Source organism: bacterium (assembly GCA_008933615.1).
In the GTDB taxonomy this organism is placed as follows: domain Bacteria; phylum CLD3; class CLD3; order SB21; family SB21; genus SB21.
The window spans coordinates 61,433-85,194 of sequence record WBUR01000010.1 but is presented as its reverse complement, the minus strand read 5'-3'; the positions used below and the strand labels follow the sequence as shown (position 1 = coordinate 85,194).

The window sequence follows — 23,762 nt, the reverse complement described above, 5'->3', positions numbered from 1 at the left end:
AAATGTCGGTTGCAGAGAAATTGAATACAAAGATCCCATCCTACATGAAATATAAAGTGAAAGACATGTCCCTTGCCGCTTGGGGACGTAAAGAGATATTATTAGCTGAAGCAGAAATGCCTGGTCTCATGTCGATTCGCAAAGAATATGGGAAGCAGAAACCCCTCAAGGGCGCCCGTATAGCCGGCTGCCTGCATATGACCATCCAGACCGCTGTTTTGATTGAAACGCTGGTCGAACTCGGCGCTGAAGTTACTTGGTCATCCTGTAATATTTTTTCCACACAAGATCACGCGGCAGCGGCCATTGCCGCGAATGGTATTCCTGTTTATGCATGGAAGGGAATGAATGCTGAGGAATTTGATTGGTGCATTGAACAGACTTTGTTTTTCGGCGAAGACCGTAAACCATTGAATATGATTCTCGACGACGGAGGCGACCTGACTAATATGGTATTTGATAAATATCCGGAGTTGATCAAAGACATCCGAGGCTTGTCAGAAGAAACAACAACGGGTGTTCATCGTTTGTATGAAAGAATGAAGGCCGGAACATTGCCGATTCCCGCGATCAATGTTAACGACTCGGTCACTAAATCTAAATTTGATAACAAATACGGCTGTCGCGAATCTCTAGTTGATGCCATCCGCAGAGCAACGGACCTTATGTTAGCGGGCAAAGTAGCCGTGGTTGCAGGCTTTGGTGACGTTGGAAAGGGTTCCGCGGAATCTCTCAGCAGCGCAGGCGTTCGTGTTATCGTTACTGAAATTGATCCCATCTGCGCCCTTCAGGCTGCGATGGAAGGATATGAAGTGAAAAAAATGGATCAGGCTGTCAAAGAAGCGGATATTGTCGTAACAGCAACCGGTAACATGAACATCGTTACTGATCGCCATTTCAGGGCAATGAAAGATAAAACTGTCGTGTGTAATATCGGGCATTTTGATACGGAAATCGACATGGCATGGTTAAATAAGAATTATGGTAAAACCAAAGAAGAGATCAAGCCGCAAGTTGATAAATACACAATCGACGGAAAAGATGTTATTGTTCTGGCGGAAGGCCGTCTGGTCAATCTTGGTTGCGCGATGGGACACCCGTCTTTCGTGATGTCAAATTCGTTTACAAACCAGGTATTGGCCCAACTCGAACTTTGGAACCATTCCGACCGGTATGAAAAGAAAGTTTATACGTTACCGAAGCATCTGGACGAAAAAGTGGCGCGCCTGCATCTGGAGAAGATCGGCGTCGAACTGGACACGCTGACGACAGAACAGGCAAAATATATCGGCGTAACGGTTGACGGCCCGTATAAATCGGACATGTACAGATACTAATAGAACAAACGATTATTTAGAAAGCGATTTCGAGTAATCGGGATCGCTTTTTTTTATGTGTGCCACAGAGATCCCATAGTTCTCAAAAATGATTTATTCTTTGTGCCCTCTATTGCTAATGGGTCAGGATTTATAATGAAACAATTTTTGGACATACTAAAAGACCGAATCATCCTGTTCGACGGTGCAACAGGCACAAATCTTCAAATGCAAAATCTGAATGCAGATGATTTTGGCGGCGAAGAGTACAATGGATGCAACGAATATTTGTTGATCACGAAGCCTTCGGCAATGGAAAAAGTGCATGTTGATTTCCTCCAGGCCGGCGCGGACGTGATTGAAACGAATACTTTCGGCTCGGCTTCAATTGTCTTGGCTGAATATAATTTGCAGGATAGGGCATATGAATTGAGCAAGCTCGGCGCAGAACTGGCAAAAAAATGCGTACGGGACTTCTCTACTCCCGATAAGCCGCGATTTGCAGCGGGTTCGATCGGACCCACCACAAAACTGCCCTCTCTCGGCCATATTGATTTTGAATCAATGCGAAAGGCCTTCTACGATCAAATGGCCGGATTATTTGACGGCGGCGCCGATCTCTTTTGTATTGAAACGTGCCAGGATATTTTGCAAACCAAAATTGCCCTGTGCGCTGCGCAAGATCTATTCAAAGACCGCAAGAAAAAGATTCCCGTCATTGTATCCGTTACTGTAGAAATGACGGGAACCATGTTAATGGGAACTGAGATAAACGCGGCCTTAACAACGATCGAGCCGTTCGATATTGTTGATGTGGTTGGAATGAATTGCGCGACAGGTCCGAAAGAAATGTCCGAAAATATCCGTTTTCTCTGCCACAATTCTCCGAAACCTATTTTTTGTATGCCGAATGCAGGAATACCTGAGAACATTGGCGGGAAAGCGCACTACCATCTTTCACCGGACGAATTAACGAAATGGCTGAGTCATTTTTCGAAGGACTTTGGCGTTAATATCATCGGCGGTTGCTGTGGAACGACACCCGATCATATAAAATCACTCGCCGATCATATCGGACATTTGAATCCCCGCGGACGCGAATGGAATTACGTTCCATCTGTTTCCTCGTTATACGCGGCTGTTCCAATGCAGATAGAACCGGCGCCGATTATTATTGGCGAGCGGACCAATGCGAACGGATCTAAGAAATTTAAAGAACTACTTATCGCGGAAGATTATGACAGCATGGTCTCCATGGGTAAAGAACAGGCTCGCGAAGGCGCACATGTGTTGGATGTCTGCGTAGCATACGTCGGCCGTAACGAGGCAAGAGACATGGAAGAAGTGATCAAACGCTTTAATACACAGGTTTCAATTCCATTGATGATCGATTCCACTGAATATCCCGTGATCGAAAAAGCTCTTCAAATGCTCGGGAGCCGTGCCATTGTTAATTCGATCAATCTAGAAGACGGCGAAGAAAGGTTGGAAAAAGTGTTGCCGTTATGCAAACGTTACGGTGCGGCAGTTGTTGCGCTGACGATCGATGAAGACGGAATGGCAAAAACACGTGAAAAGAAATTTGAGATTGCTAAACGAATTCATAATCTCGTGGTCAACAAATACGGCATGCGGGAAGAAGACATTATATTTGACGCATTAACCTTCACGTTGGGGTCCGGCGACGAAGAATTTAGAAAAGCGGGTATTGAGACCATCGAAGCAATTCGACTGATCAAAAAGGCATTTCCAAAAGTTAAGACACTGCTCGGTGTGAGTAATATTTCGTTCGGATTAAATCCCGAGGCGCGCCATGTGATCAATTCTGTTTTTCTACATTACGCGATCGAAGCCGGTCTCGACATGGCTATTGTCAATGCGCAGAAAATAAAACCATTGTATAAAATTGATGAAAAAGAGCGCGAACTCGCGCGTCAGATCATTTTTGATGAGAGAAGATTTGAAGCAGCCTAGTTGATGCCTTATTGTCCAGGCACAATTGTCCACAGCCAGTAATTATCAATTTCACCTAATATGGTCGTATGGGTATTCTTGATTCTTTGATTATATCCCACAATCTCATCCCTCCAAAATAAGAATGTGGCAGGCTGGTCTTCGTATATAATAGCCTGAAACTTCTTCCATGTTGGCGCCGCATCCAGCGGATTTGTATAGCTCTTGCCTTTTTCAATAAGTTTGTCAACTTCCGGATTTTGATACGACACATCGTTATACGTGTTTTTTTTCAGGTTGGAATTCCATTCACTGGTGGGATCAATTTGTAACGTCACGCCTATTCCGGAAATGAATGCGTCATAATTTTTCTTCAATTCGTTATCATAAAAAACGTTGGTCTCCACGCTTTGAACACGCACCTTGATACCAACGGCTTCTAAATTCCTTTGAATGATAAGCGCCGCAAATTCGCGCCGGTCATTTCCTGCATCATAATAAATGTCAAATTCGAATTTACGGCCCTCTAGGTCGATAATTCCATCCCCGTCATGATCGAACCAGCCCTCTTGTTTCAAAATATTTTTTGCCAAATCAGGATCATACGGAAGCGGTCGGAGCGAATCATTGATTGCCCATTTGAAAACGGGAGAAATTGGAGAAACCGCCTGCTGTCCGTATTCTCCCAAAAACCCTTCCACTATCTCCTGTCTATTAATCGCCACTGTCAGCGCTTTACGGACTTTTTTATTCCCGAATAGCGGATGTGGTTTGACTATTGCACCGTTACTTTCGTGGTAAATTTTTTGATCTATATTCTGCCACCCTACATAATCATAATAGCGGGCTTTCATCACTTCGATCCGAATAGCCGGATTTTCTTTCTTGATCTGCGCTACGTCCTGCGGATTGATCGGATACATCACGTCCACTTCGCCGGTTTTAAGAGCCGTTAGACGCGTTGTGTATTCGGGAATCACCCGAAAAACGATCTGATCTACTTTTCCTGCTTCCTCTTTGCGTGATAAGTAAATCAACTGCTCCTGTTTCTTCCAAACACTCAACCGGTAAGGTCCGGCGGACAGTGGATTTAAGTTAAATGGATGAGTTCGCAGATCGGCCGGTTTGACGTCTTTTAATATATGATAGGGCAAAAAACCCGGCTGCAAATTGGTGTCGTAAATTTGAAGAGGGTTTGCCTGCTTAAAATAGAAAGTGATGGTCGAATCGTTGACAATTCTGATCGCTTTGTCCAGACTTCCGTTTTCGTCCATATCCAGCATCTGCAGTTGATCTTTTTTTGAACTGGCAACATCGGGATGATTGATCAATTCAAATGTAAATTTGATATCTTTGGCTGTAACCCGTTGCCCATCATCCCAAAAAATATCCGAGCGTAAAAAATAGGTAAGGGATTTGTGATCTTGAGAAAATTCAAAGCGTTTCGCTAATAGCGGCTGGTAGTAAATCATGCCCGTAACGGTATCAAACTCCGATTCCAATAACCGCGGGAAAATGCCAGTACACAGAATTCGCCCAAAAGCGGTGACGTGGGTAACGGGATTGATCTGGTCAGGATCAGCCTTGACGGCAACCACAACGGTGGAACCGTTTTGATTGGTCGAACAGGAAAAGAGAATAACTGAGGCTGCGGTAAGAATTAGTCGCTTAAATAAGTTCATCTGTCAACCTCTCTAAATAATAAAATAATAGGCCTGTCCCCGATCTGAGACAGGCCTAATGTATAGAATATTTTGGAAATAAAAGATGACTATTTTTTTTCGAGCGCTCCGAGCATTTCCTCAACGCGCGTGAATTTTAGCCTCGGGCGCCCAAGAGCTTGCCCTTTCTGTATTTCCAGCCGGTCCAACTTCTGCCATTCGCCGAAAGTAACAAATTTGACTTTTTTCTCACAAAGCATACTTTCCAAAGCCTCACGCTTCGGAAGGGCAGGAGAAAAACATTTGTTTTGCTTCAAATCCTCGAGCATCATATTAACTGTTGCCTGTGAATCCGGCTTATTGGTTCCGATCACGCCCGACGGGCCGCGTTTGATCCAGCCTACAACGTATTCGCCTTCTACTATCTTATCGTTCTTGGGATCATGCACTCTTCCATCTTTATTTGGAATTACGCCCCAGCTATCGTGAAAAGGAATATCCGGTAGCGCAACTCCTTTGTAACCTATTGACCGAAATATTAATCCGGCTTTTATTGTTTCAAATTTATCCGTAGCGCGTGGACGTAAAGTGCCGTCTTTATTCTGGAATAGTTCATTCTTAACTATTTTTACCGCTTCAACACGATCTTTGCCTGTAATCTCCACAGGTGAGACTAAGAAGCGCATAAATAGTCTTTTTGGTTTTCCTTTAGGAGATTGGGTAGCATAACCTGTCATAATTTCAATATTCTTTTGAATAGTGCTGTCAGGATTGGTCTCCAGTGCGGCTTTGCTCAGAGGATCCAACGTTACCTCATTGATATCCGCAATGGCATCCGTTTCTTCCAATTCACCCAGTTCTTTGACCTCCGGATTTGTGAATGCGGCTTGGGCTGGCCCTCGACGGCCAAGGAGGTAAATTTCACGTACCTTGCTGTTTTTCAAAGCTTCCAATGCATAATCAGCCATATCGGTCTTAACCAATTCATCATAACTGCTCGCTAAAATCCGCGCAACATCCATGGCAACGTTTCCTACGCCGACCACGACGGCGCATTCTTGCGTCAGATCAAATTTATAATCACGATAATCCGGATGGCCGTTATACCATGCAACAAACTCCGTAGCCGGGTGGCTTCCGGGAAGATCTTCACCTGGAATTTCCATTTTTTTATCTGTTTGAGCTCCGACCGCGTAAATGACCTGGTGATAAAATTTTAACATGTCGGCGTGTGTCAAATCCTTACCGAATTCTACATTGCCGTAAAACCGAAAATTAGGGTCTGCGGCGATCTTATCATAAACTTTCGTCACTGATTTGATCTTTGCATGATCCGGCGCCACACCGCCTCTGACAAGACCAAACGGCGTCGGCAGGCGGTCAAACATGTCGATCTGCACGATCAGATCTTTTTGTTTCTGTAGATGATCTGCTGCATAAAAGCCCGACGGGCCAGATCCAATGATCGCTATTCTTAATGGGTTCTCCAGAGTTCCAATTTGCGCGTTCATAAGTCATTTTCCTTTGAAAGTAATAGAAATCGGGTCAAGATGAGTTATTTATGCGTAGATTTCCCTTAACTTTCGCTTAATGGCATTCTTGACGAGAACAATTTACTCTTAAGCAACTGATTAAACAATGACTTCTATCATGTTTTTGAAGATTTTTGAAAACCTATAAAACAAATGGCAGAGTGTTTAGACTCTGCCATACATGATCAGCCACAATTTGGATATTAACTTCGGGTTCAGCTCTCTTTAGATCTTTTCAACAACCAAAGCGCTAGCTTCGCCTCCGCCAATACATAATGCCGCAAGGCCAAACTTCTTATTCTGCTGTTTCATCGCGTAAAGCAGCGTAGTGAGGATACGCGCTCCGCTCGCACCGATCGGATGGCCTAAAGCAATCGCCCCGCCGTGCACATTCATTTTTTCCGCAGGAATCTGCAGTTCATTCGCCGCGGCTAAGCTGACTACCGCAAAGGCTTCATTGATTTCAAACAGATTAATATCGCCAACCTTCAGATTTGCTTTCTTAAGGACTTTGCCAATTGCATCGATCGGCGCTGTGGTAAACCATTCCGGCTTACGCGCAGCCGAGGCCTGTGCAACGATCCTCACCAGAGGTTTGAGCTTAAGCTGATCGGCCTTTTCTTTGGACATCACGACTAAAGCGGCGGCGCCGTCATTAATTTTTGAAGCATTTGCTGCGGTAATGGTACCGTCTTTCTGAAATGCAGGCTTCAACGTCAGCATTTTTTCAAAATTGGCTTTCCCGGGCTCTTCATCATCTGCTACAACTACGTCCGCTTTTTTGCCTTTGATGGTGACACCGATAATTTCTTCCTTGAATAAGCCGTCTTTCTGAGCTTTGATGGCACGTTCATACGAGGTCTTAGCAAATGCGTCCTGAACGTCACGCGGAATATTACATTCCTTCGCACATAATTCGCCGGCATTTCCCATGTGATAGTCATTATACACGTCCCATAAACCGTCTTTAATCATGCTGTCCAGCACCTGCCCGTGCCCCATCCGGTAACCTGTTCGGGCTTTGTCGAGCAAATACGGCGTGTTAGACATGCTTTCCATTCCGCCGGCAACAATGATTTCTGCATCGCCGCACATGATTGCTTGCGCGGCAAGCATCACCGATTTTAATCCGGATCCGCATACTTTATTGATCGTCATGCACGTCACCGTCTCGGGTAGTCCGGCATACAATGCCGCCTGACGTGCCGGCGCCTGTCCTTCTCCGGCGGTTAACACGTTACCCATGATCACTTCATCTACCATGGATTTATCAATACCCGCTCTTTTAATAGCTTCCTCTATGACCAATGCGCCTAATCTGGTCGCGGTCACGTCACTTAAACTTCCTTGGAAGGACCCTATAGGCGTCCTTGCTGCTGAAACAATAACTACATCTCTCATTTGAATTCCCTTATCTTATTAGTTGAAATCATATTAGTCCCCACCACGCTGCAAAGAAAGATTCTTTCCAGGCGAAACGGACTGGGTATCGTCATAGGTATCATAAGCTTCTATAATTTCCCGCACAAGACGGTGGCGTACAACATCCTTTTTATTGAAGAATACAAAGGCTATGCCTTCGATCCCCATCAGAATATCTTCAACTTCCCGTAATCCGGAAGTTATATTTCTCGGGAGATCGCTCTGAGTGACATCGCCTGTCACAATGGCTTTAGAATTCGCTCCGAGCCGCGTTAAGAACATTTTCATCTGAGTGGGCGTAGTATTCTGAGCTTCATCAAGAATTACGTACGCATTATTAAGCGTACGCCCGCGCATGTAAGCCAGTGGAACAATTTCAATAGCGCCTTGCTCCATATAGGTACGCAATTTACTGCTTGGAATCATATCGTGTAATGCATCATACAATGGGCGCAAATACGGATCGATCTTATCGCGTAAATCCCCAGGTAAAAAGCCGAGGCTTTCGCCGGTCTCAACTGCCGGCCGTGAAATTACAATTCGCTCTACTTCCTTATTCTTTAAGGAAGCCAAGGCAATAGCAACTGCCAAATACGTTTTCCCTGTTCCCGCCGGTCCAATTGCAAAAACAATATCGTTTTGCTTAGCCTGCTTAACGTATTCCGCCTGTCCCTCAGATTTAACCTCCACATAGTCCCTGTGTGTAAATAATACGACGGAATTGAGGTTCTTGTGAGGATGCAGAATCTCCTGTTTTTTTTCAGATATTTCCTCATCATTGCCCAATTTTACCAATCGGATGACCGTCTCTACATCGACAGAATCCAGTTGATGTTTTTTATGGGACAAAAATATGAGTTCAGTGAATACTTCCTCAATCTGCTCGACTTCGGCTTTATCGCCTTTGAGATGAACGGTATCACCACGAACAACGATTTTTGAGTTGAAGTTCTGCTGAAGAATTCTGAGGTGACTGTCATTGGCGCCTAATAGTATGACAGGGTTGACCCCTTGAATTTTAATCGTCTTATCGCCGTTAGCCAATTACACTCCTTACTGAAATAAAAAAGCTCCCGAACACAAAAGTGTTCGGGAGCTTTTTACTTAATAAACTTGCGCTATCTTTATCACGCACATCGTGATAACCGGTCCCGTTAATTATTTCGGAATAATTAAAATCGTATGAGGATAAATAGTATTTGAATCTTCTCCGATAATGCTCTTATTCGCGTTATAGATCTTTACCCAATCCGATGGCGAGCCGTATACGCTTTGGGAAATGGTTTTCAGATTATCGCCGCGTTGGACCCAATATTCATTTGCTTCCTGCGCACGCGGAATAACAAAGGTCTGTGCCGGATAAATAAGGTCGGGGTTTCTAATCTGATCACGGTTTGCGGAATAGATCTTCATCCACTGGAACGGATCGGAATACACTTCTTTCTTACCGGAAATTCTCCAGAGAAAATCGCCGATGACAACCGAATAACTGTCGTGACGCGGTTTGGGAGGTGTATAATTTTTGCCTCGTGAGATCAATTGATCGCAGCGATTGGTCAGGTCATTAACTTTATTATAGATTTCAGTTAATGCGTAACGTTTATCCTTCTTAAGTGCTTCAACCTCAGCTTTTAAAGCCTCAAGCTCAGCCACTTTTTTGCTCAACGCTTCATCGCTCAACTTTGATTGTTCGGTGATACGTGCTTCAAGATCAGAGCATTGTTTCTTCATCGCATCCACCCCGGCTTTATCGGTTCCCACAGCGGCGTAAATTTCATTCCAAACGGCTTCTGTCTCGGCGTCAACTTTAGCGCCCTCTTCCTTGACGCCAGTAATTGCTTTATTCAAACTGTCTATCTTGATCTGATGAGCTGTTTGCTGCTGGGTCAATGTGTTAATGCTGTTGGTCCAGTCTTCCTTTTTCATTTTCTCTTCCTGCGCCTGAAGAACCGTCGTGAAAAGAATGAACGACAAGCCCAACATGAGTACCTTAGCTAAATTCATTTGTATTCTCCTCTTAAAATATAAAATCATAGTCGTAGACTGTATTATAGATTTACTTGTTGGCTTTTTCTATGGCTTCGAGGCGTTTTAACACTTCTTCTTTGTCTTTCTTGACCTGATCTAATTTCTGTTTTTTCTGCTGAAGCTCTTGATCCGCTTTTTTCTTTTCATTGGTCAGTTCAACTACCTTATTCTCCATTGCCTTGACACTTGCCCTTTTTTCGTCCAATTGCTGAACTTCCTCTTTGGACGCATAACTTGTACAACTGGAAACCAGAACCATTGCAAATAATACCAAAAGGGTTTTAGAATTTAACCACTTCATGTGACCTCCTTACAGTGTAACTTGATTATGTTAAAAAAATATTTGTAATGTGGACAAACTTGAACGATTACAGACGTTTACTAACAAAATTGATTATCTGTTATAAATCTAACTAATAAAAAATATAATGTCAATAAAAATAATGCAAATTCATTGATATTTAAGATTTATCACGTTTTTTGTCTCGCACCGATTACATATATATTGGGGGTATTGTTCTTTATAATGGAAAAAAACTTTGTTTTCGCTATTACAATTACGGCACCAGTACATTAATGAGATTTTTTTTTGCCAAATTGAGACTAACGTCCTAAAAAATCTAATCTCAAAGCGCGTAATAGGCTGCATATATTCTCGTTTAATTTTAAATAATATTTAGCTCTAATGGTCTCTAATTAGAACTCATTGGCCAGTCCAACCAGCCATCGGAAAGCAATCCGGCGGCTTTTGCCGTTTCGTTCAGGCTTATTCACCCACAACGGGAAATCGCATTTTAATTTGTAATTGCCTATCCAGGAAGGTATGGGCATTTGGTAATAAAATCCCGAGCCCGCATCCATCAAAAGATATTGACCAAGGTTCTTCTTCAGTTTTGCGTCGTCATTCCACAGTAAGCCCAGATCATAAAAAAAATACGGTTCAAATTGAGTCAAAAAGAAAATACTTTTTTGTGTGATGAACTTAAAAGGGTTTCTGTAATTTAAATCCAAATTGATTACGAGAATTTTTGAGCCGAAAAGATTAGAATCCGCATATCCGCTCATGCTGCCGTCGCCGTCGTAATTGACATGCCGGGAACCGCTATTGCGCCAGAGTCCGTCCGGAATAGTTCCGCGCGAACGATAAAATTTGTTGTCAAACATTTGCCGCGGCGATGCGCCGGCAATATAGTAAAGTTCCTGCACCGGTACCCTTCCCGTCGAATAGCCTCCAAATACATAAGGAGTGGCCGACAAATATTTTTTGACCAAGGACAGGGGGTGCCTGTATGTCATATACAATTTAGAGTATTGCCATCTCGAACCAATTGTGGAAGTTTCGAAATTAGTTTTTAGTTTTGGCGAATTATAAAGCTTGGTTTGTAACGTCCAACCAAGAGAAACCACATTCGTGTGTTTCTTATCCCAAAAGATGCCCGGCGGAAGATAATGGCTGTCAAATAAGTAACTGGAACGAAAACCGATACTGAAATCATTAATAGGAGGACGATACAACGTGGAATTGTAGATTCGTTTTGTGAGTGAAATTCTGTTTTCAGCACGCCCCTCCAGACGATAGCTTCCCATGCTCATATACAACTGCCGTCCCCACTTATACAGCGGCGTCGAATAATTGAACTCAAAATCAACTTTTCGGCTGTCAATTCCGTAATACACGCCGGCCTTGACCTTATGCTCATCTGTGGCCCATTTACCGTTAAATTGATATCCGGTGCGCAATACGTCCGCAGCATTATACCACAGCGACGGGCGGTGCTCAATGACATACGTATTTAACGTCGCCAGTCTGCCAACCGGCATTTGAAAATGCCATTCCGTTTTTGGGAGTAAACCCGTCCGGTTATTCATGCGGTGAATATCGGGTAATAATAATGTTGTGTCGATCTCAACGAACTTAACCGCGTCGGGCAATTCCAAGTAGAGTAAATACTCAGACGATACCTTATTCCATACCGGTTTTCGCTCCGCCCCCCAAATGTCCGGATCATCCGAATGAGCCGGAATTCGGTAAGTCAAGGACGAATCGTTGACTAAAGTCACCGTGACATCTACAGGCATCTCGATCCTGCCCCGCCGGGTCAGAATAATATCCGCTTCATAAGATTTTTTGTTTTCAAGCCATCGGCCGCCTGAATTTTTGATTCCATAGTCGCATACATCCGTCGTATTCAGCCACTCTTCAAATAACCAATCGAGTTCAATTCCCGATTCCATTTCAAAATAGCGCTGCATATCTTCCGTGTATACATGATGCAGATGCCATTCGGCAAAAAATTTCCTTATCAATTCATCCAACCGCTCTCTGCCAAAATAATATTCCAACACAAACATAAAGATTTCACCTTTGTAGTAAACAGAATACAAGTGCGAACGGTCGCTTTGAAAAAAATCTGAGTGTTGAAGTACTTTTTCTTCATAGCCTTGTTTTATCCACATATCTAGGCCCATATACGTTGCAATACGCGCGTCTTCCTTAGGGAACCACTTTTGTTTGAATCGTGAATCGTAATCAATATTAGCGTACCTGCCAAACAAATGTTCCATAAGGCGCGTAGTATAGTACGAAGTTACGCCCTCATCGAGCCATCCTTCCAGGGTTTCATTATTTGCCACCATACCGTAGAACCAATTATGAACCATCTCATGCGCCGTAACGCTGGCCAGCGATTTTTTATCGCGATCGCCGGTTATAAACACAATATTCGGATATTCCATCCCCCCGTCACCTGCCTGCGCGATCGTAAAATCCGTGTATGGGTATTTGCCGACATGATCATTCATATAACTAAGAATTCGTGAAGTCCACGTTTTCATTTCTTTCCATTTTTCCGCGACGTCAGGCTGGTACAGCAAATGAATACGCACCCCCTCGTGTTCAACACTTTCATATATATAATCCGGATCGGCGCACCATGCAAAATCATGCACATTTTCTGCATGATACAACCAGGTCCTGCGCTTGGTCTCAATTTGCTTTTCTTTCATAAGATCGTCAAACTCGGCGAGCAGTGATTCCAATTCCATATTACCTGACGGACCTGATTCTGCAGATGAATCCCAGGTAATAACAAGCCGATCTTGGCCGGTTGTTTCGCCGCTGCGCTTCATCATCTCATGTATGTCAGTTGCGTTCCGAAGCGAACCGCTTGCGCCGACTATATATTCTTCCGGAAGGGTGATACTCACATCAAATGTCGCAAACTCACCATAGAATTCGCGTCCCAGATAATAGTTTGTGTGCCAGCCTTTTTGATCGTATACACATACTTTGGGATACCACTGGGCCATGGAAAACTCAATCCCCTCCCTGTTCCGCCATCCCATTCTGCGCAGCAGGAACGGGATCTTCAACTCAAAATCAAGATAAAAGGTTTGCGCCGTTCCCGGCAATATCGGTTTTTCAAGAATGATTTTTAAGATGGTATCATCGATACTAAAATCCAGAAAACCGTAATCCTCATCGCGAATATCACGTACTTTGTTAAAGCCAAGATATCGCTCATTCAGATACGAGATAATGCTGCCTCCTTCAAATTGGTTACGTTCAATTTGATAACTTTCCATAAAACTGTTTTTTTTGAATGCATTCGCATACACATTCAGATACAGCACTCGCAGTGTGTCGGGCGAATTATTAGTATAAACTATTCTTTGTTTCCCGTTAACGATGCGTTGTTTGACATCGAGTTCTGCGTCGATTAGATAATGAATTTTCTGTTGCCATGATGGTTTGTATGTTTGGGAAATCAGAAAAACTGGAGTGACCAATACGGGCACCAATGCTGCTGCCCCTGTTAGCAGGAACTGCCTCAAAATAAAAAAAGTCTCACGTCGTAAAACGTGAGACTTTTCAAAAATGAACACAGAAAAAAAATAGCTTTTTGTCTGAAAGGTCTTAATGACGATAGCCGAAATTAGCGTTTAAGAGACTTAAGTTTTTTACGGATTTCAAACCACCCTACGCTTGTATAACTATACTCGGATGTATTCAGCGCCTTCTTCAATTGCCAAGCACCCAAATGAGGATATTTGGAAATGGCGTGTTCAATCTTTTCATCAACGGTCATATCATCGATATCTGCTTCTTTTTCTTTAAGCATTTCCGCTTTGGCGTGCAGGTCGTCGTCTTCATCATCCTCGGCCGTTTGTACCATTTTCGGAGCTGTTGTTTTCGATGGCGCCGGTGTTACGTTCGGCGTTAGTGCAGGTGCGGCCGCGACGGTTTCTTGCGGAACTGCCGCTTTCGGAGCCGTTGCCAGCGATCCGCCGGACTCTTTCACAAAAGCATCTACAGCATCATCGATCGTATCATAAGCCTTCAAAATATAATGGAATTCAAGCAGCTCAAATACTTCATACACTTCGGGAATCATGCGCACCAGCTTCAGGTCGCCGTTGTTTTCTTTGATCCCTTTAATTTCACTAATAAAAATACCCCAACCTGCAGAACTAATATAATCTACATCGCCCAGATCCACTACAATACGGAATTGATTCTTTTTTAAAAGTGAACTCAACGAGCGTTCCAGTTCGGAAGAAGTCGTCGTATCAATATAACCGCCCACCTTAATCACGCCAATCGAATCACCCGGGCCGGTATACTTGATCGTCGTTTGAATACCTTCCATAATTTTAATACTCCCTATATTGCAGTTTGCAGCGATTGATATTACTAATCACGTTACATGTGAATTGTCGGGCTTGAATAAAGACGTCATTAACATAATAGAATTTTGATAAAGACGCAAGTTTTTTATTCTTTTAGACGTTACACAAGCGTGTTCAAAATTTCCATTTGTCTTTTTATAAAAAAATGTCTAACTTTGCGCCGTTATTCACTCGTGACATTATTAAAGATTTTCCACTTCTCTGAGGATATGAATGTCTGAACTGCGCAAGGACCCTATAGTAAGTCGTTGGGTGATTATCTCTGAGGAACGAGGCAAACGCCCGTCCGATTTTGCTCCCGATGAAAAAAAGAGAAAAGCCATGCATTGTCCTTTTTGTGAAGGCAATGAACATACTACGCCGGCGGAAGTAATGTCTTACCGGCCCTCTCACACTGAGCCTAACAAGCCCGGATGGTACTTGCGGGTAGTACCCAATAAGTTCCCAGCTTTACAAATTGAAGGAGAAATAAATCCGCGCGGCGAAGGCATTTTCGACCTTATGCATGGGATTGGAGCACATGAAGTCATCATCGAGACGCCCTTCCATCAAAAGGACATTACCGATCTAAACGAAACTGAATTCGGCAATATTCTTTACGCGTACCGTGACCGTATCCTTGATCTCAAAAGGGATGCACGATTTAAGTACATTCTCATATTCAAAAATCAAGGATCAGCCGCAGGAGCAACGGTCGATCATACCCATTCCCAGTTGATCGCTACACCCGTCGTTCCGAAAGCCGTTTTGGAGGAACTGCATGGAGCGAAACATCATTTCGACATCAAAGAGCGATGCATTTTTTGCGATGTAATCCGCCAGGAGATCAGCCAGGCTAAACGTATTGTGATAGAAAATGAAAAATTTGTATCGATAGAACCTTTTGCAGCTCGTTTTCCTTTTGAGACGTGGATTTTGCCTAAGCAGCACCAAAGCCATTTTGAAATGCAGCCGAATAGTAACTATTTACCGCTTGCGCAGATTTTTAAGGAAACACTGCAGCGCCTGAATATAGCTTTGGATTATCCGCCATACAACTATGTCTTGCACACGGCACCGGTCAATAGAACAGAGGATACCAACTCTTATCACTGGCATATCGAGCTTATGCCCAAATTAACCAAGGTAGCAGGTTTCGAATGGGGCAGCGGTTTTTTTATCAACCCCACTCCGCCTGAAAACGCGGCAGATTATCTTAAACAGGTCAAACTGGTCGAACCCAATTGATTGCAATCAGGAGTTTAGCATATGAAAAAATCTAAATTATTCTTCGTGTCTTCTGAAGTATATCCATTCGTGAAGGGAGGACGGGGTGCGGAATTCGCGGGCTCATTGCCTCCGTATTTACAGGCGTTAGGTCATGAAGTGCGCGTTCTAATGCCTAAATACAGTCTGATCAACGAACGCAAACATATCATACGCGATATTATACGCCTCAAAGATATTCCCGTAAAAATGTTCAATGGCGACATGACCGTTTCCGTCAAATCCGGGTTTATTCCGGAAACAAAAACCCAGATTTATTTTGCCGATTCTGAAAAATATTACAAACGCGCCGACATGTACCGGGATATTCGAACAAACCTATTTTTCAAGGACAATGACGAACGGTTTATATTTCTCGCCAAAGTTGCCATTGAAACGCTGAAGACCCTCGGTTGGCAGCCGGATATTGTTCACTGCTGCGATTGGCCGACGGGACTCTTGCCGGCGATGATCCGGGACGAACAGAAAAGGAATAATTTCTTTAAAAAAACCATCGTAACGTTCTCTATCAACGACATAAACGAAGCGGGTTTATTTGATAAATCGGTTTATGAAAAGACTATGATTGCCGACGAACAAGCCAAAGATAAATGTTTGCATAAAAATAAACTAAGTTTCCTGAAAGCCGGAATGGCCTTCTCGGATGCCGTTACGGTGCCGTATATGCATAAACGTTTGAAGTCGATCAGCAAACCGGCCAATGATTTTGAAAGCATTTTGGCGGCATCCAAAGCGATCAATGACGTCCCTTTCGCAGGCGATCACAATTTATGGAACCCTGCAAACAACAATACGCTCTACAAAACCTATTCCGCGGAGAAGTTCGAACGCAAACAAACCAACAAGGAAGGCTTTCTTGCTGATAAACGTTCCGGCTTCGGCGATGACCAGCTTATTGTAGGCATACTTGCGGAGGATATTGACCGTCAACAAAAATCTATTACGCAGTTTTTGAAATCATTAAAGGACGTTCCTCTTCAGTTTTTTATCATTGGCAATCAAAACCCTGCGTCGATAGGTGCTATCAAATCCGCCATCGCGAAAAATTATAAACATAAAATTTTTACGTATCATGATCCGGATGATCAGTTTCGTCATAACTTTTTTGCCGTCTGCGACCTCATGTATATTCCACCAACCGATAATTTCAGTGAACTTTATTATCTTAACGGCATACATTATGGCGCCATTCCTTTAATGCATAAGGCTAACCATGTCGCCGACCTTTTTGACCCCATTAAAGAAAAACACCTGAGCGGCAACGCATTTATTTTTGCCGATGACAAAGAACTCGCAAAGAAGGCGCTGATGGCTGCAGAGTTTTTTAAAGAAAAAGACAAATGGGACGTTTTGGTTAAACGGGTAATGAAAACCGATCTCAGTTGGAATAAATTTACCGCACCCTTTATCAAGATTTACGAACGTGCTTTGACAAAATTATAGAAGACCCTGATCAGGAAAGGATGAATGAAAACGCACTTATTGCTATTTGGTTTTCTGTTTTTTTTTATTGATGTCGTCCGTTGTCAAGATGCCCAGTTTCACTACACTGTTGAAGTAAGAAATCCGCGCTCAGATAAAGCCCACGTCACATTAGATTTAATCAATATATCGGAAAAAACTGCAACGTTCTACATGCCGGCCTGGTCGCCCGGCAATTACGAGATGTGTCAGTTTGGAAAGTGGATAGACAGCCTCAGGGCTTTCGATTCCGCTGCCACACCTTTAACTGTAAAGCGCATAGGCGCAAACGAATGGACTATTTCAAATGCCCGAAAGCTCCGGAAAATAACATATATTGCACATGACATCCCGGAAGACAGTTTGGACACTCTCCCCACGACGCTGAGTGAAATGGGCGATGACTTTTATTTCTTCAATGGTCCCGCCGTTTTCGGTTACCTGAAAAATCACAAAAGTCAACCTTATACAATTTCATATGTGCTACCGTCGGATTGGCGTGTCTGGTGTGGTCTTGATCAACAAAAGCCGCTTTCGTTTTTTGCGGAGAACTATGATCGACTAATTGACTCCCCCGTCTTAGCAGGCGGTCCGAGAATCAAGACCTATGATTTCGAACTTAACAAGACATTATATACCATGGTAGTCAATTCAGAGTCCAATGTAGCAATGGATTCGCTTATTGAATTTACGAAACAATGTATCCATTATCAGACCGGATTTTTCGGTGAAACGCCTTTCAAACACTATTACTTTTTGCTCAATTTTTCTACGAACAATTCACGCTACGGGGCGCTTGAACACTTGAATTCTTCTGCGTATTTCCTTCCGCCGCCGACCCGTCAAGCTTCGCTGCGCAGCAGTTTCTATACCCGCGTGATCGCACATGAGTTTTTTCATGTATGGAATCCAAAAGTGATTTTTCCATCGGAACTTTCAAATTTTAATTATCAGGATTCTGTCCGTTTTAAGTCAATGTGGTTTATAGAGGGGGTAACAGAATATTACGCGAAATTAACTTTGGTCAGATCAGGAATAATAGCGCCGTCGCAGTTGTATGAAGACATGAAGAATATTGCGCTGTCCGACACACGCGATGACCTGGAATACTTAAGTCTGAGGGCGGCAGAAGTCGGCGTTGCGAACTCCATGTATACCAAAGGAGCGCTCATTGCCTACTTCATGGATATTGAATGCCGAGATAAGACAAACAACAAGAAAACCTTAGACGATGTCGTTTTATATTTCAATAAGGAATTCGGTCAAAAAAAGAAAGCTTACAACGACGAAAAAGTGATCAAGATTTTTAAGCAAGCGACGGGTGTGGATTTTAAGAGTTTTTATAAAAAATATGTTCGCGGTAAAGAGACGATCCCGGTCACAACTTACTTTGAAAAGGCGGGATTGAGTTACGAATATTCCTATCCTCCATATTACGGCTGGTACTTCGACATTGACGACAAGGGCAGATTGTTCGTTGCTACTGTTTCCGAAAATTCGACAGCAAGCGCGCTGGGTTTGAAGGCGGGCGACATCGTCCAAGAACTCGGCCAATGCAAAATTAACACTGATTTAGAGGAGATCCGCAGGTGCGTTCAGGACGCTGAAAGCCTGAAAGTCGGAGAGAATATTCGTTTGATTGTTGATCGCGGCGGCTCACTGCTCGAACTCAACGCGAAAGTAAAGAGCGGAACGCAGCCCAACGTTATAATCAAGGAGAATCCGAATGCGACTGCAAAACAGATTTTGATCAGAAAAAGCATTATTATTACGAAATAATTGTTGCCTCTGAATATCTGAAGAGCTATATTGGCGGCGCAAATTTTTACGTAGAATTTATGTTAACAGCAAAAATTAAAGTAATGCCAAAAGCCAGCGTGCTTGATCCGCAGGGTAAAGTGGTCATGCAATCGCTTGAAACAATGGGTTTCGTGAATATTGAGGACGTTCGTTTAGGAAAATATATAGAAATCAAACTCGAAAACATGACGAAACAGGAAGCTGAGAAGACGGTCGACGACATGTGCCAAAAGCTACTCGCCAACCTGGTGATCGAAAGTTACGTTTTCGATATCGTATAAATTTTTGTTCGGGGTGTAGCGCAGCCCGGTTAGCGTGCTCGGTTCGGGACCGAGAGGTCGGGAGTTCAAATCTCCCCACCCCGACTTATTAAGCATATTCTGTGATCCTTTCCTCCCATGCCACTGACTTCATTTGCATGACACCATTTCTAAAAAAAGTCTGGACCATTTTCGAGAAGGATTTCCTGACCGAGCGCCGGACAAAAGAATCCTTCAGCGCCATGTTCGTATTTGGCGTATTGGTACTTGTCATCTTCAATTTTACAATGAACCCGGACGCTGAGCAAACACTTCAGATCGGGCCGGGCATCTTGTGGGTTGCTTTTACCTTTGCAGGCACGCTTGGATTGAACCGCGCTTTTGCATCCGAAAGCGAAAACGGAAATTTTCAAGCGCTGATGATGCTGCCGATTGATAAAGGAGCCATTTATCTCGGCAAACTCATGTCCGGCTGCGTGTTTATGTTTATCACCGAACTTTTTATACTACCGTTGTTCATTTTGTTTTTTAATCTTTCGGTTTTTCAGGAGATACCGGCTCTGTTGCTTATATGCCTGCTTGGCACGCTCGGTTTCATCAGCACTGGAACGATTTTTTCCGCTATTGCCATGAATACGAAGATGCGCGAGGTTCTCCTGCCTGTGTTACTCTTCCCCGTTGCAATTCCCTCGATAATTGCGTCTGTAGAAGCAACAGGCATCATCCTCAGAGGCGAATCACTTGTTGAAGCGTTGGATTGGATTAAGATTCTCGTCGCATTTGACGTCATTATTGTCGTTACCTCATTTCTCACCTTCGAATACGTTTTGGAAGAATAAGAAATTCTTCTCAATAACCCGTACAAATTACTTGCAATAAAATCAAAAATTCGTTAAATACAGTCCCTAAAAAAGTGTCTTACATCGTTCAATTAAGTAAAGGATAGTGCATGGAAACCATGGCCAAGCCGCCTTCAAATGTACCCAAAAAAGTCAATCGTGACGATTTGAAAAAATGGTACAAACTCGCGCACATGAGCCGATTGATTGACGAACAGGCATCGAAGTTTATTCGTCAGTCCAAAGGCTGGTCCTATCTTGCGATGTGCAGCGGCCATGAAGGAATTCAACTTGCATTGGGGCTATCTTTTCGGCCAAAAAAAGATTTTTTGTTCCCCTATTACCGGGATCAGCTAACGTGCCTGTCAGCCGGTATTACTGTAAATGAAATTATGCTCAATGGCCTCAGCCGTAAAGACGATGTTGCCAGCGGCGGACGGCATATGTCCAATCATTTTGCAAAACCGGAAATCAATATTGAAAACGTGTCCTCTTGTGTTTCCAATCATACTTTGCACGCTGTTGGTGTAGCGCGCGCGATAAAATATTACAATTCCGACGGCATCGCGTATGCCAGTTACGGTGACGCTTCTTCGTCGGAAGGATACGTCTTCGAGGCCATCAACGGCGCCAGCCGCGAAAAATTACCGGTTATTTTCGTGGTACAGAATAATCATTACGGCATCAGCGTTCCGAGCGAGGAACAGACCGCGAATAGGATCGTTTCGGATAACTACAAGGGCATAAAATTTTTGCACATCGTCAATTGTGACGGCAAAGATTTTTTTGACAGCCGTCGGGCGATGGATGAAGCTATCCAGTATGTCAAGGCGGGCAATGGGCCGGTGTTAGTTCATGCCGACTGCGTACGTATTCAGGCTCATTCCAACAGCGACCGGCACGAATTATACCGCTCGAAAGAAGAGTTGGATGAGATGAATAAACTCGATCCGATTATTAAGTTTCGCAGCTTCCTCGTTGAGGAGAAAATATTCAGTGAAAAAGAAATTAGCGATTTAGAAAATGCGAGCCAGAAGGAAGTGAATGAAGCCGCAGCCAGAGCGGAAGCCGCTCCAATGCCCGACCCTACAACTGCCTTGTTATACGTGACTCCGGAACCCATTTTTGTAGATGAAACTCCCACACCGGATGGCGAACCTACGGAAAAAATTCGGGAGGCTATTAATCGTACGCTGCATGAAGAATTTCGTCACAATACTGACACGTTTTTGTGGGGACAAGACGTCGCATCAAAAGATAAAGGCGGCGTATTTAATGTTACCAAAAACATGCAGCAGGAATTCGGACGAGAACGTGTATTTAACGCGCCTATCGCAGAAGACTTTATCGTGGGTACGGCCAACGGGATGTCACGATTTAAAGACGATATCAGGCTTGTTATCGAAGCGGCGCAATTCGCAGACTATGTGTGGCCTGCGATGGAACAGATCGTCGAAACAAGTCACGAATATTACCGCTCTAACGGACAGAATTGCCCGAACATTGTGATCCGTCTCTCGCATGGCGGATACATCGGCGGTGGTTTATATCATTCGCAGAGCATTGAGGGTATTATAGCAAATTTGCCTGGGGTACGCGTTGTTATGCCGTCATTTTCTGATGATGCGTGCGGATTATTACGAACCGCGATTCGTTCTAGAGGAATTACATTTTTTTTAGAGCCCAAATTTTTATACAACCAGATTTTTGCGCAAAGCCCTAAGACAGGGCCGGAGCATTTCGTGCCATTCGGGAAAGCCCGAATCCGCAGAGAAGGCACCCACGCTACCATCGTGACCTATGGAACGACGGTACACATGGCATTACGAGCTGCGAGCAAATTAGCCGACAAAGACGTCAGTATTGAAGTCATTGATATTCGCTCGATCGTTCCTTTGGATATGGAAACGATCATACAATCTGTCAAAAAAACAAACCGGGTCTTGATTGTTCATGAAAACCAAACGATGGGCGGATTTGGCGGAGAGATCGCCGCGCGAATCGCACAGGATGCCTTTGAGTATCTCGATGCACCTATTAAGCGCGTTTGTAGCGAAGATTCGCCTGTTCCATTCTCACGCGCTCTGGAAGCGGCCGTTTTGGTAGATGAGGCTAAGATCCTTCACGCGTTGGAGGAATTGGTTGGATATTAAGACATTGAATGAATTTCCGGCTTGAACGCCAGTGTTGTTATCCTTACATTAATCCGTTATGAATACACAATCTTTAGTAAAAATGGATAAAACCAAGCTTGAAAAACAACAACAGAGAAGAAACGGCTTTTTGGCTGACAAAAACACCTGAAGAGCGTTGGGCGGCACTCGAATTGTTGAGTCAACGATTTTATGGCGATTCATATCTTACCGGACGACTTCAAAGAACTATTGAGGTTATTCAATAAACACCGCGTTGAATATTTGCTGATTGGCGGATACGCGGTTGCGCATTACGGATATGTGCGGGCAACGCAGGATATGGATCTGTGGATATCCATAGTTTCTTCGAATGCGGCCAAGACCGTTCAAGCCCTCATCGAATTCGGTTTTGATTCCTCTTCACTTACGGACAACATCTTCCGGTAGCCCCACCAGGTTATTCGTATGGGAGTTCCGCCGCTCAGAATTAAGATCCTCACAACTATTTCAGGCGTTCAATTTGATGCTTGTTATAAACGAAGAAAAGAAATTTTGATCGGGGATATTTCAATTCCTATTATTGCTCTTGAAGATCTTAAAGACAATAAAAGAGCAAGCGGCCGGCATATTGATCTCAATGATCTTGAAAACCTTTTTTAATTAATTATAAAGGCTGCGAACATCCCGCAGCCTTTTTTATTGACTTTTTCTGACCAATATGATATACTTTTAGTGATACCCATTAAAAGAGGAATTATATGGTAAATCTATCGCTCAAATTAAAGGATGAGGTTTTTAAGGAGGCCGAAAAGACCGTCGAAAAGCTCGATACATCCCGCAACGCCTACATCAACGACGCCGTTGATTTTTACAATCACCTGATGCGCCGTAAGCTGCTGAAAGAACAGATGATTCGTGAGTCGGCGGCGGTTTACAACACGTCGCTTGAAGTCCTCAAAGAATTCGAGAAGCTTGAGGACGATATTCGCGAATGACGATCAAGAAATTTCATGTGTACACGGCGGACCTCAATCCCCGATTTGGAACCGAGCCCGGTAAACAGCGGCCTGTTGTCGTGATCCAGACCGACATGCTCAATCAAATTCATGCCAGCACGATCGTATGTCTCATCAGCACCAAGATCCATCCGGAATCTGATTTATTACGTGTTCACCTGCGTAAAGGCGAAGCCGGTCTTGAAAAACCGTCGGATATTTTAGTGGATCAGGTGCGGGCCATTGACAACAAACGATTTGTAAAACACCTTGGAATTATAACTGATCGGAGTAAGCTAAAACTGTTGGACAATCTTAAAATTCTGGTGTTGGAATGATGCTTCTGAAAACCTGAAAATTTTTTGTAAATTACCACAAAAAAAACTACAATCATTTCGTAGCCTT

At 43.6% G+C, this 23,762-nt stretch carries 17 protein-coding genes, 1 tRNA gene and 2 pseudogenes; 12 read left to right on the top strand and 8 right to left on the bottom strand.

Features of this window, described 5'->3' with window-relative positions:
• Positions 1-2: 2 nt before the first annotated feature.
• Together F9K33_05485 and F9K33_05480 are read left to right on the top strand one after the other, a co-directional pair.
• Entirely contained in the window at positions 3-1,337 is a 1,335-nt protein-coding gene (locus F9K33_05485; GenBank protein ID KAB2880448.1) for an adenosylhomocysteinase, read from the top strand.
• Between the two features lie 135 nt (positions 1,338-1,472).
• Entirely contained in the window at positions 1,473-3,290 is a 1,818-nt protein-coding gene (locus F9K33_05480; protein ID KAB2880447.1) for a hypothetical protein, read from the top strand.
• An 8-nt stretch (positions 3,291-3,298) separates the two neighbouring features.
• On the opposite strand, the gene F9K33_05475 is transcribed toward F9K33_05480, so the two are convergent.
• The 8 genes and pseudogenes from F9K33_05475 to F9K33_05440 form a co-directional block, all read right to left on the bottom strand.
• Positions 3,299-4,951, bottom strand: a complete 1,653-nt coding sequence (locus F9K33_05475; GenBank protein KAB2880446.1) for an ABC transporter substrate-binding protein — start codon at positions 4,949-4,951, stop codon at positions 3,299-3,301.
• Positions 4,952-5,040: 89 nt separating this feature from the next.
• Positions 5,041-6,441: an NADP oxidoreductase gene (locus F9K33_05470; GenBank protein KAB2880445.1), complete on the bottom strand. Its 1,401-nt coding sequence runs from the start codon at positions 6,439-6,441 to the stop codon at positions 5,041-5,043.
• Positions 6,442-6,687: 246 nt separating this feature from the next.
• Positions 6,688-7,863: a thiolase family protein gene (locus F9K33_05465; protein KAB2880444.1), complete on the bottom strand. Its 1,176-nt coding sequence runs from the start codon at positions 7,861-7,863 to the stop codon at positions 6,688-6,690.
• Positions 7,864-7,896: 33 nt separating this feature from the next.
• On the bottom strand, positions 7,897-8,928 hold the full coding sequence (locus tag F9K33_05460) for a PhoH family protein (GenBank protein ID KAB2880443.1): 1,032 nt from the start codon (positions 8,926-8,928) through the stop codon (positions 7,897-7,899).
• 288 nt (positions 8,929-9,216) lie between these two features.
• Positions 9,217-9,615 (bottom strand): annotated as a pseudogene (locus F9K33_05455) (LysM peptidoglycan-binding domain-containing protein).
• Positions 9,616-9,940: 325 nt separating this feature from the next.
• Positions 9,941-10,213 (bottom strand): hypothetical protein, encoded by a 273-nt coding sequence (locus tag F9K33_05450; protein KAB2880442.1) that lies wholly within the window; start codon positions 10,211-10,213, stop codon positions 9,941-9,943.
• A 395-nt stretch (positions 10,214-10,608) separates the two neighbouring features.
• Positions 10,609-13,701: a hypothetical protein gene (locus tag F9K33_05445; protein KAB2880441.1), complete on the bottom strand. Its 3,093-nt coding sequence runs from the start codon at positions 13,699-13,701 to the stop codon at positions 10,609-10,611.
• Positions 13,702-13,847: 146 nt separating this feature from the next.
• Positions 13,848-14,561, bottom strand: coding sequence for an STAS domain-containing protein (locus tag F9K33_05440; GenBank protein KAB2880440.1), 714 nt, complete (start codon positions 14,559-14,561; stop codon positions 13,848-13,850).
• Positions 14,562-14,814: 253 nt separating this feature from the next.
• On the opposite strand from F9K33_05440, the gene galT reads away from it, so the two are divergent.
• The 10 genes and pseudogenes from galT (at position 14,815) to F9K33_05390 (ending at position 23,695) form a co-directional block, all read left to right on the top strand.
• The gene (gene galT / locus F9K33_05435) at positions 14,815-15,828 is read left to right on the top strand and encodes a galactose-1-phosphate uridylyltransferase (protein ID KAB2880439.1); all 1,014 of its coding nucleotides are present in this window, start codon (positions 14,815-14,817) and stop codon (positions 15,826-15,828) included.
• A gap of 21 nt (positions 15,829-15,849) precedes the next feature.
• Complete coding sequence (locus F9K33_05430; GenBank protein KAB2880438.1) at positions 15,850-17,310, top strand: glycogen synthase; 1,461 nt, start codon at positions 15,850-15,852, stop codon at positions 17,308-17,310.
• 24 nt (positions 17,311-17,334) lie between these two features.
• Positions 17,335-19,107: a M61 family metallopeptidase gene (locus F9K33_05425; protein KAB2880437.1), complete on the top strand. Its 1,773-nt coding sequence runs from the start codon at positions 17,335-17,337 to the stop codon at positions 19,105-19,107.
• Positions 19,108-19,166: 59 nt separating this feature from the next.
• Positions 19,167-19,409: a phosphoribosylformylglycinamidine synthase subunit PurS gene (gene purS, locus F9K33_05420; GenBank protein KAB2880436.1), complete on the top strand. Its 243-nt coding sequence runs from the start codon at positions 19,167-19,169 to the stop codon at positions 19,407-19,409.
• A 9-nt stretch (positions 19,410-19,418) separates the two neighbouring features.
• Positions 19,419-19,493: transfer RNA gene (locus F9K33_05415), tRNA-Pro, on the top strand.
• Between the two features lie 53 nt (positions 19,494-19,546).
• The gene (locus tag F9K33_05410) at positions 19,547-20,227 is read left to right on the top strand and encodes a hypothetical protein (protein KAB2880435.1); all 681 of its coding nucleotides are present in this window, start codon (positions 19,547-19,549) and stop codon (positions 20,225-20,227) included.
• Between the two features lie 110 nt (positions 20,228-20,337).
• Positions 20,338-22,380: a 2-oxoisovalerate dehydrogenase gene (locus F9K33_05405; GenBank protein ID KAB2880434.1), complete on the top strand. Its 2,043-nt coding sequence runs from the start codon at positions 20,338-20,340 to the stop codon at positions 22,378-22,380.
• A 270-nt stretch (positions 22,381-22,650) separates the two neighbouring features.
• Positions 22,651-23,022 (top strand): annotated as a pseudogene (locus F9K33_05400) (hypothetical protein).
• A gap of 98 nt (positions 23,023-23,120) precedes the next feature.
• Complete coding sequence (locus F9K33_05395; protein KAB2880433.1) at positions 23,121-23,357, top strand: hypothetical protein; 237 nt, start codon at positions 23,121-23,123, stop codon at positions 23,355-23,357.
• Positions 23,354-23,695 carry a type II toxin-antitoxin system PemK/MazF family toxin gene (locus tag F9K33_05390; GenBank protein KAB2880432.1) on the top strand — a complete coding sequence of 114 codons (342 nt, stop codon included), beginning with the start codon at positions 23,354-23,356 and terminating at the stop codon, positions 23,693-23,695. The genes F9K33_05395 and F9K33_05390 overlap by 4 nt, the downstream gene beginning before the upstream one ends.
• Positions 23,696-23,762: the final 67 nt, after the last annotated feature.

Coding starts and splice junctions, on each gene's coding strand:
- F9K33_05485 (KAB2880448.1), top strand. CDS start 3: ATGTCGGTTGCAGAGAAATTGAATACAAAGATCCCATCCTACATGAAA.
- F9K33_05480 (KAB2880447.1), top strand. CDS start 1,473: ATGAAACAATTTTTGGACATACTAAAAGACCGAATCATCCTGTTCGAC.
- F9K33_05475 (KAB2880446.1), bottom strand. CDS start 4,951: ATGAACTTATTTAAGCGACTAATTCTTACCGCAGCCTCAGTTATTCTC.
- F9K33_05470 (KAB2880445.1), bottom strand. CDS start 6,441: ATGAACGCGCAAATTGGAACTCTGGAGAACCCATTAAGAATAGCGATC.
- F9K33_05465 (KAB2880444.1), bottom strand. CDS start 7,863: ATGAGAGATGTAGTTATTGTTTCAGCAGCAAGGACGCCTATAGGGTCC.
- F9K33_05450 (KAB2880442.1), bottom strand. CDS start 10,213: ATGAAGTGGTTAAATTCTAAAACCCTTTTGGTATTATTTGCAATGGTT.
- F9K33_05440 (KAB2880440.1), bottom strand. CDS start 14,561: ATGGAAGGTATTCAAACGACGATCAAGTATACCGGCCCGGGTGATTCG.
- galT (KAB2880439.1), top strand. CDS start 14,815: ATGTCTGAACTGCGCAAGGACCCTATAGTAAGTCGTTGGGTGATTATC.
- F9K33_05430 (KAB2880438.1), top strand. CDS start 15,850: ATGAAAAAATCTAAATTATTCTTCGTGTCTTCTGAAGTATATCCATTC.
- F9K33_05425 (KAB2880437.1), top strand. CDS start 17,335: ATGAAAACGCACTTATTGCTATTTGGTTTTCTGTTTTTTTTTATTGAT.
- purS (KAB2880436.1), top strand. CDS start 19,167: ATGTTAACAGCAAAAATTAAAGTAATGCCAAAAGCCAGCGTGCTTGAT.
- F9K33_05410 (KAB2880435.1), top strand. CDS start 19,547: ATGACACCATTTCTAAAAAAAGTCTGGACCATTTTCGAGAAGGATTTC.
- F9K33_05405 (KAB2880434.1), top strand. CDS start 20,338: ATGGAAACCATGGCCAAGCCGCCTTCAAATGTACCCAAAAAAGTCAAT.
- F9K33_05395 (KAB2880433.1), top strand. CDS start 23,121: ATGGTAAATCTATCGCTCAAATTAAAGGATGAGGTTTTTAAGGAGGCC.
- F9K33_05390 (KAB2880432.1), top strand. CDS start 23,354: ATGACGATCAAGAAATTTCATGTGTACACGGCGGACCTCAATCCCCGA.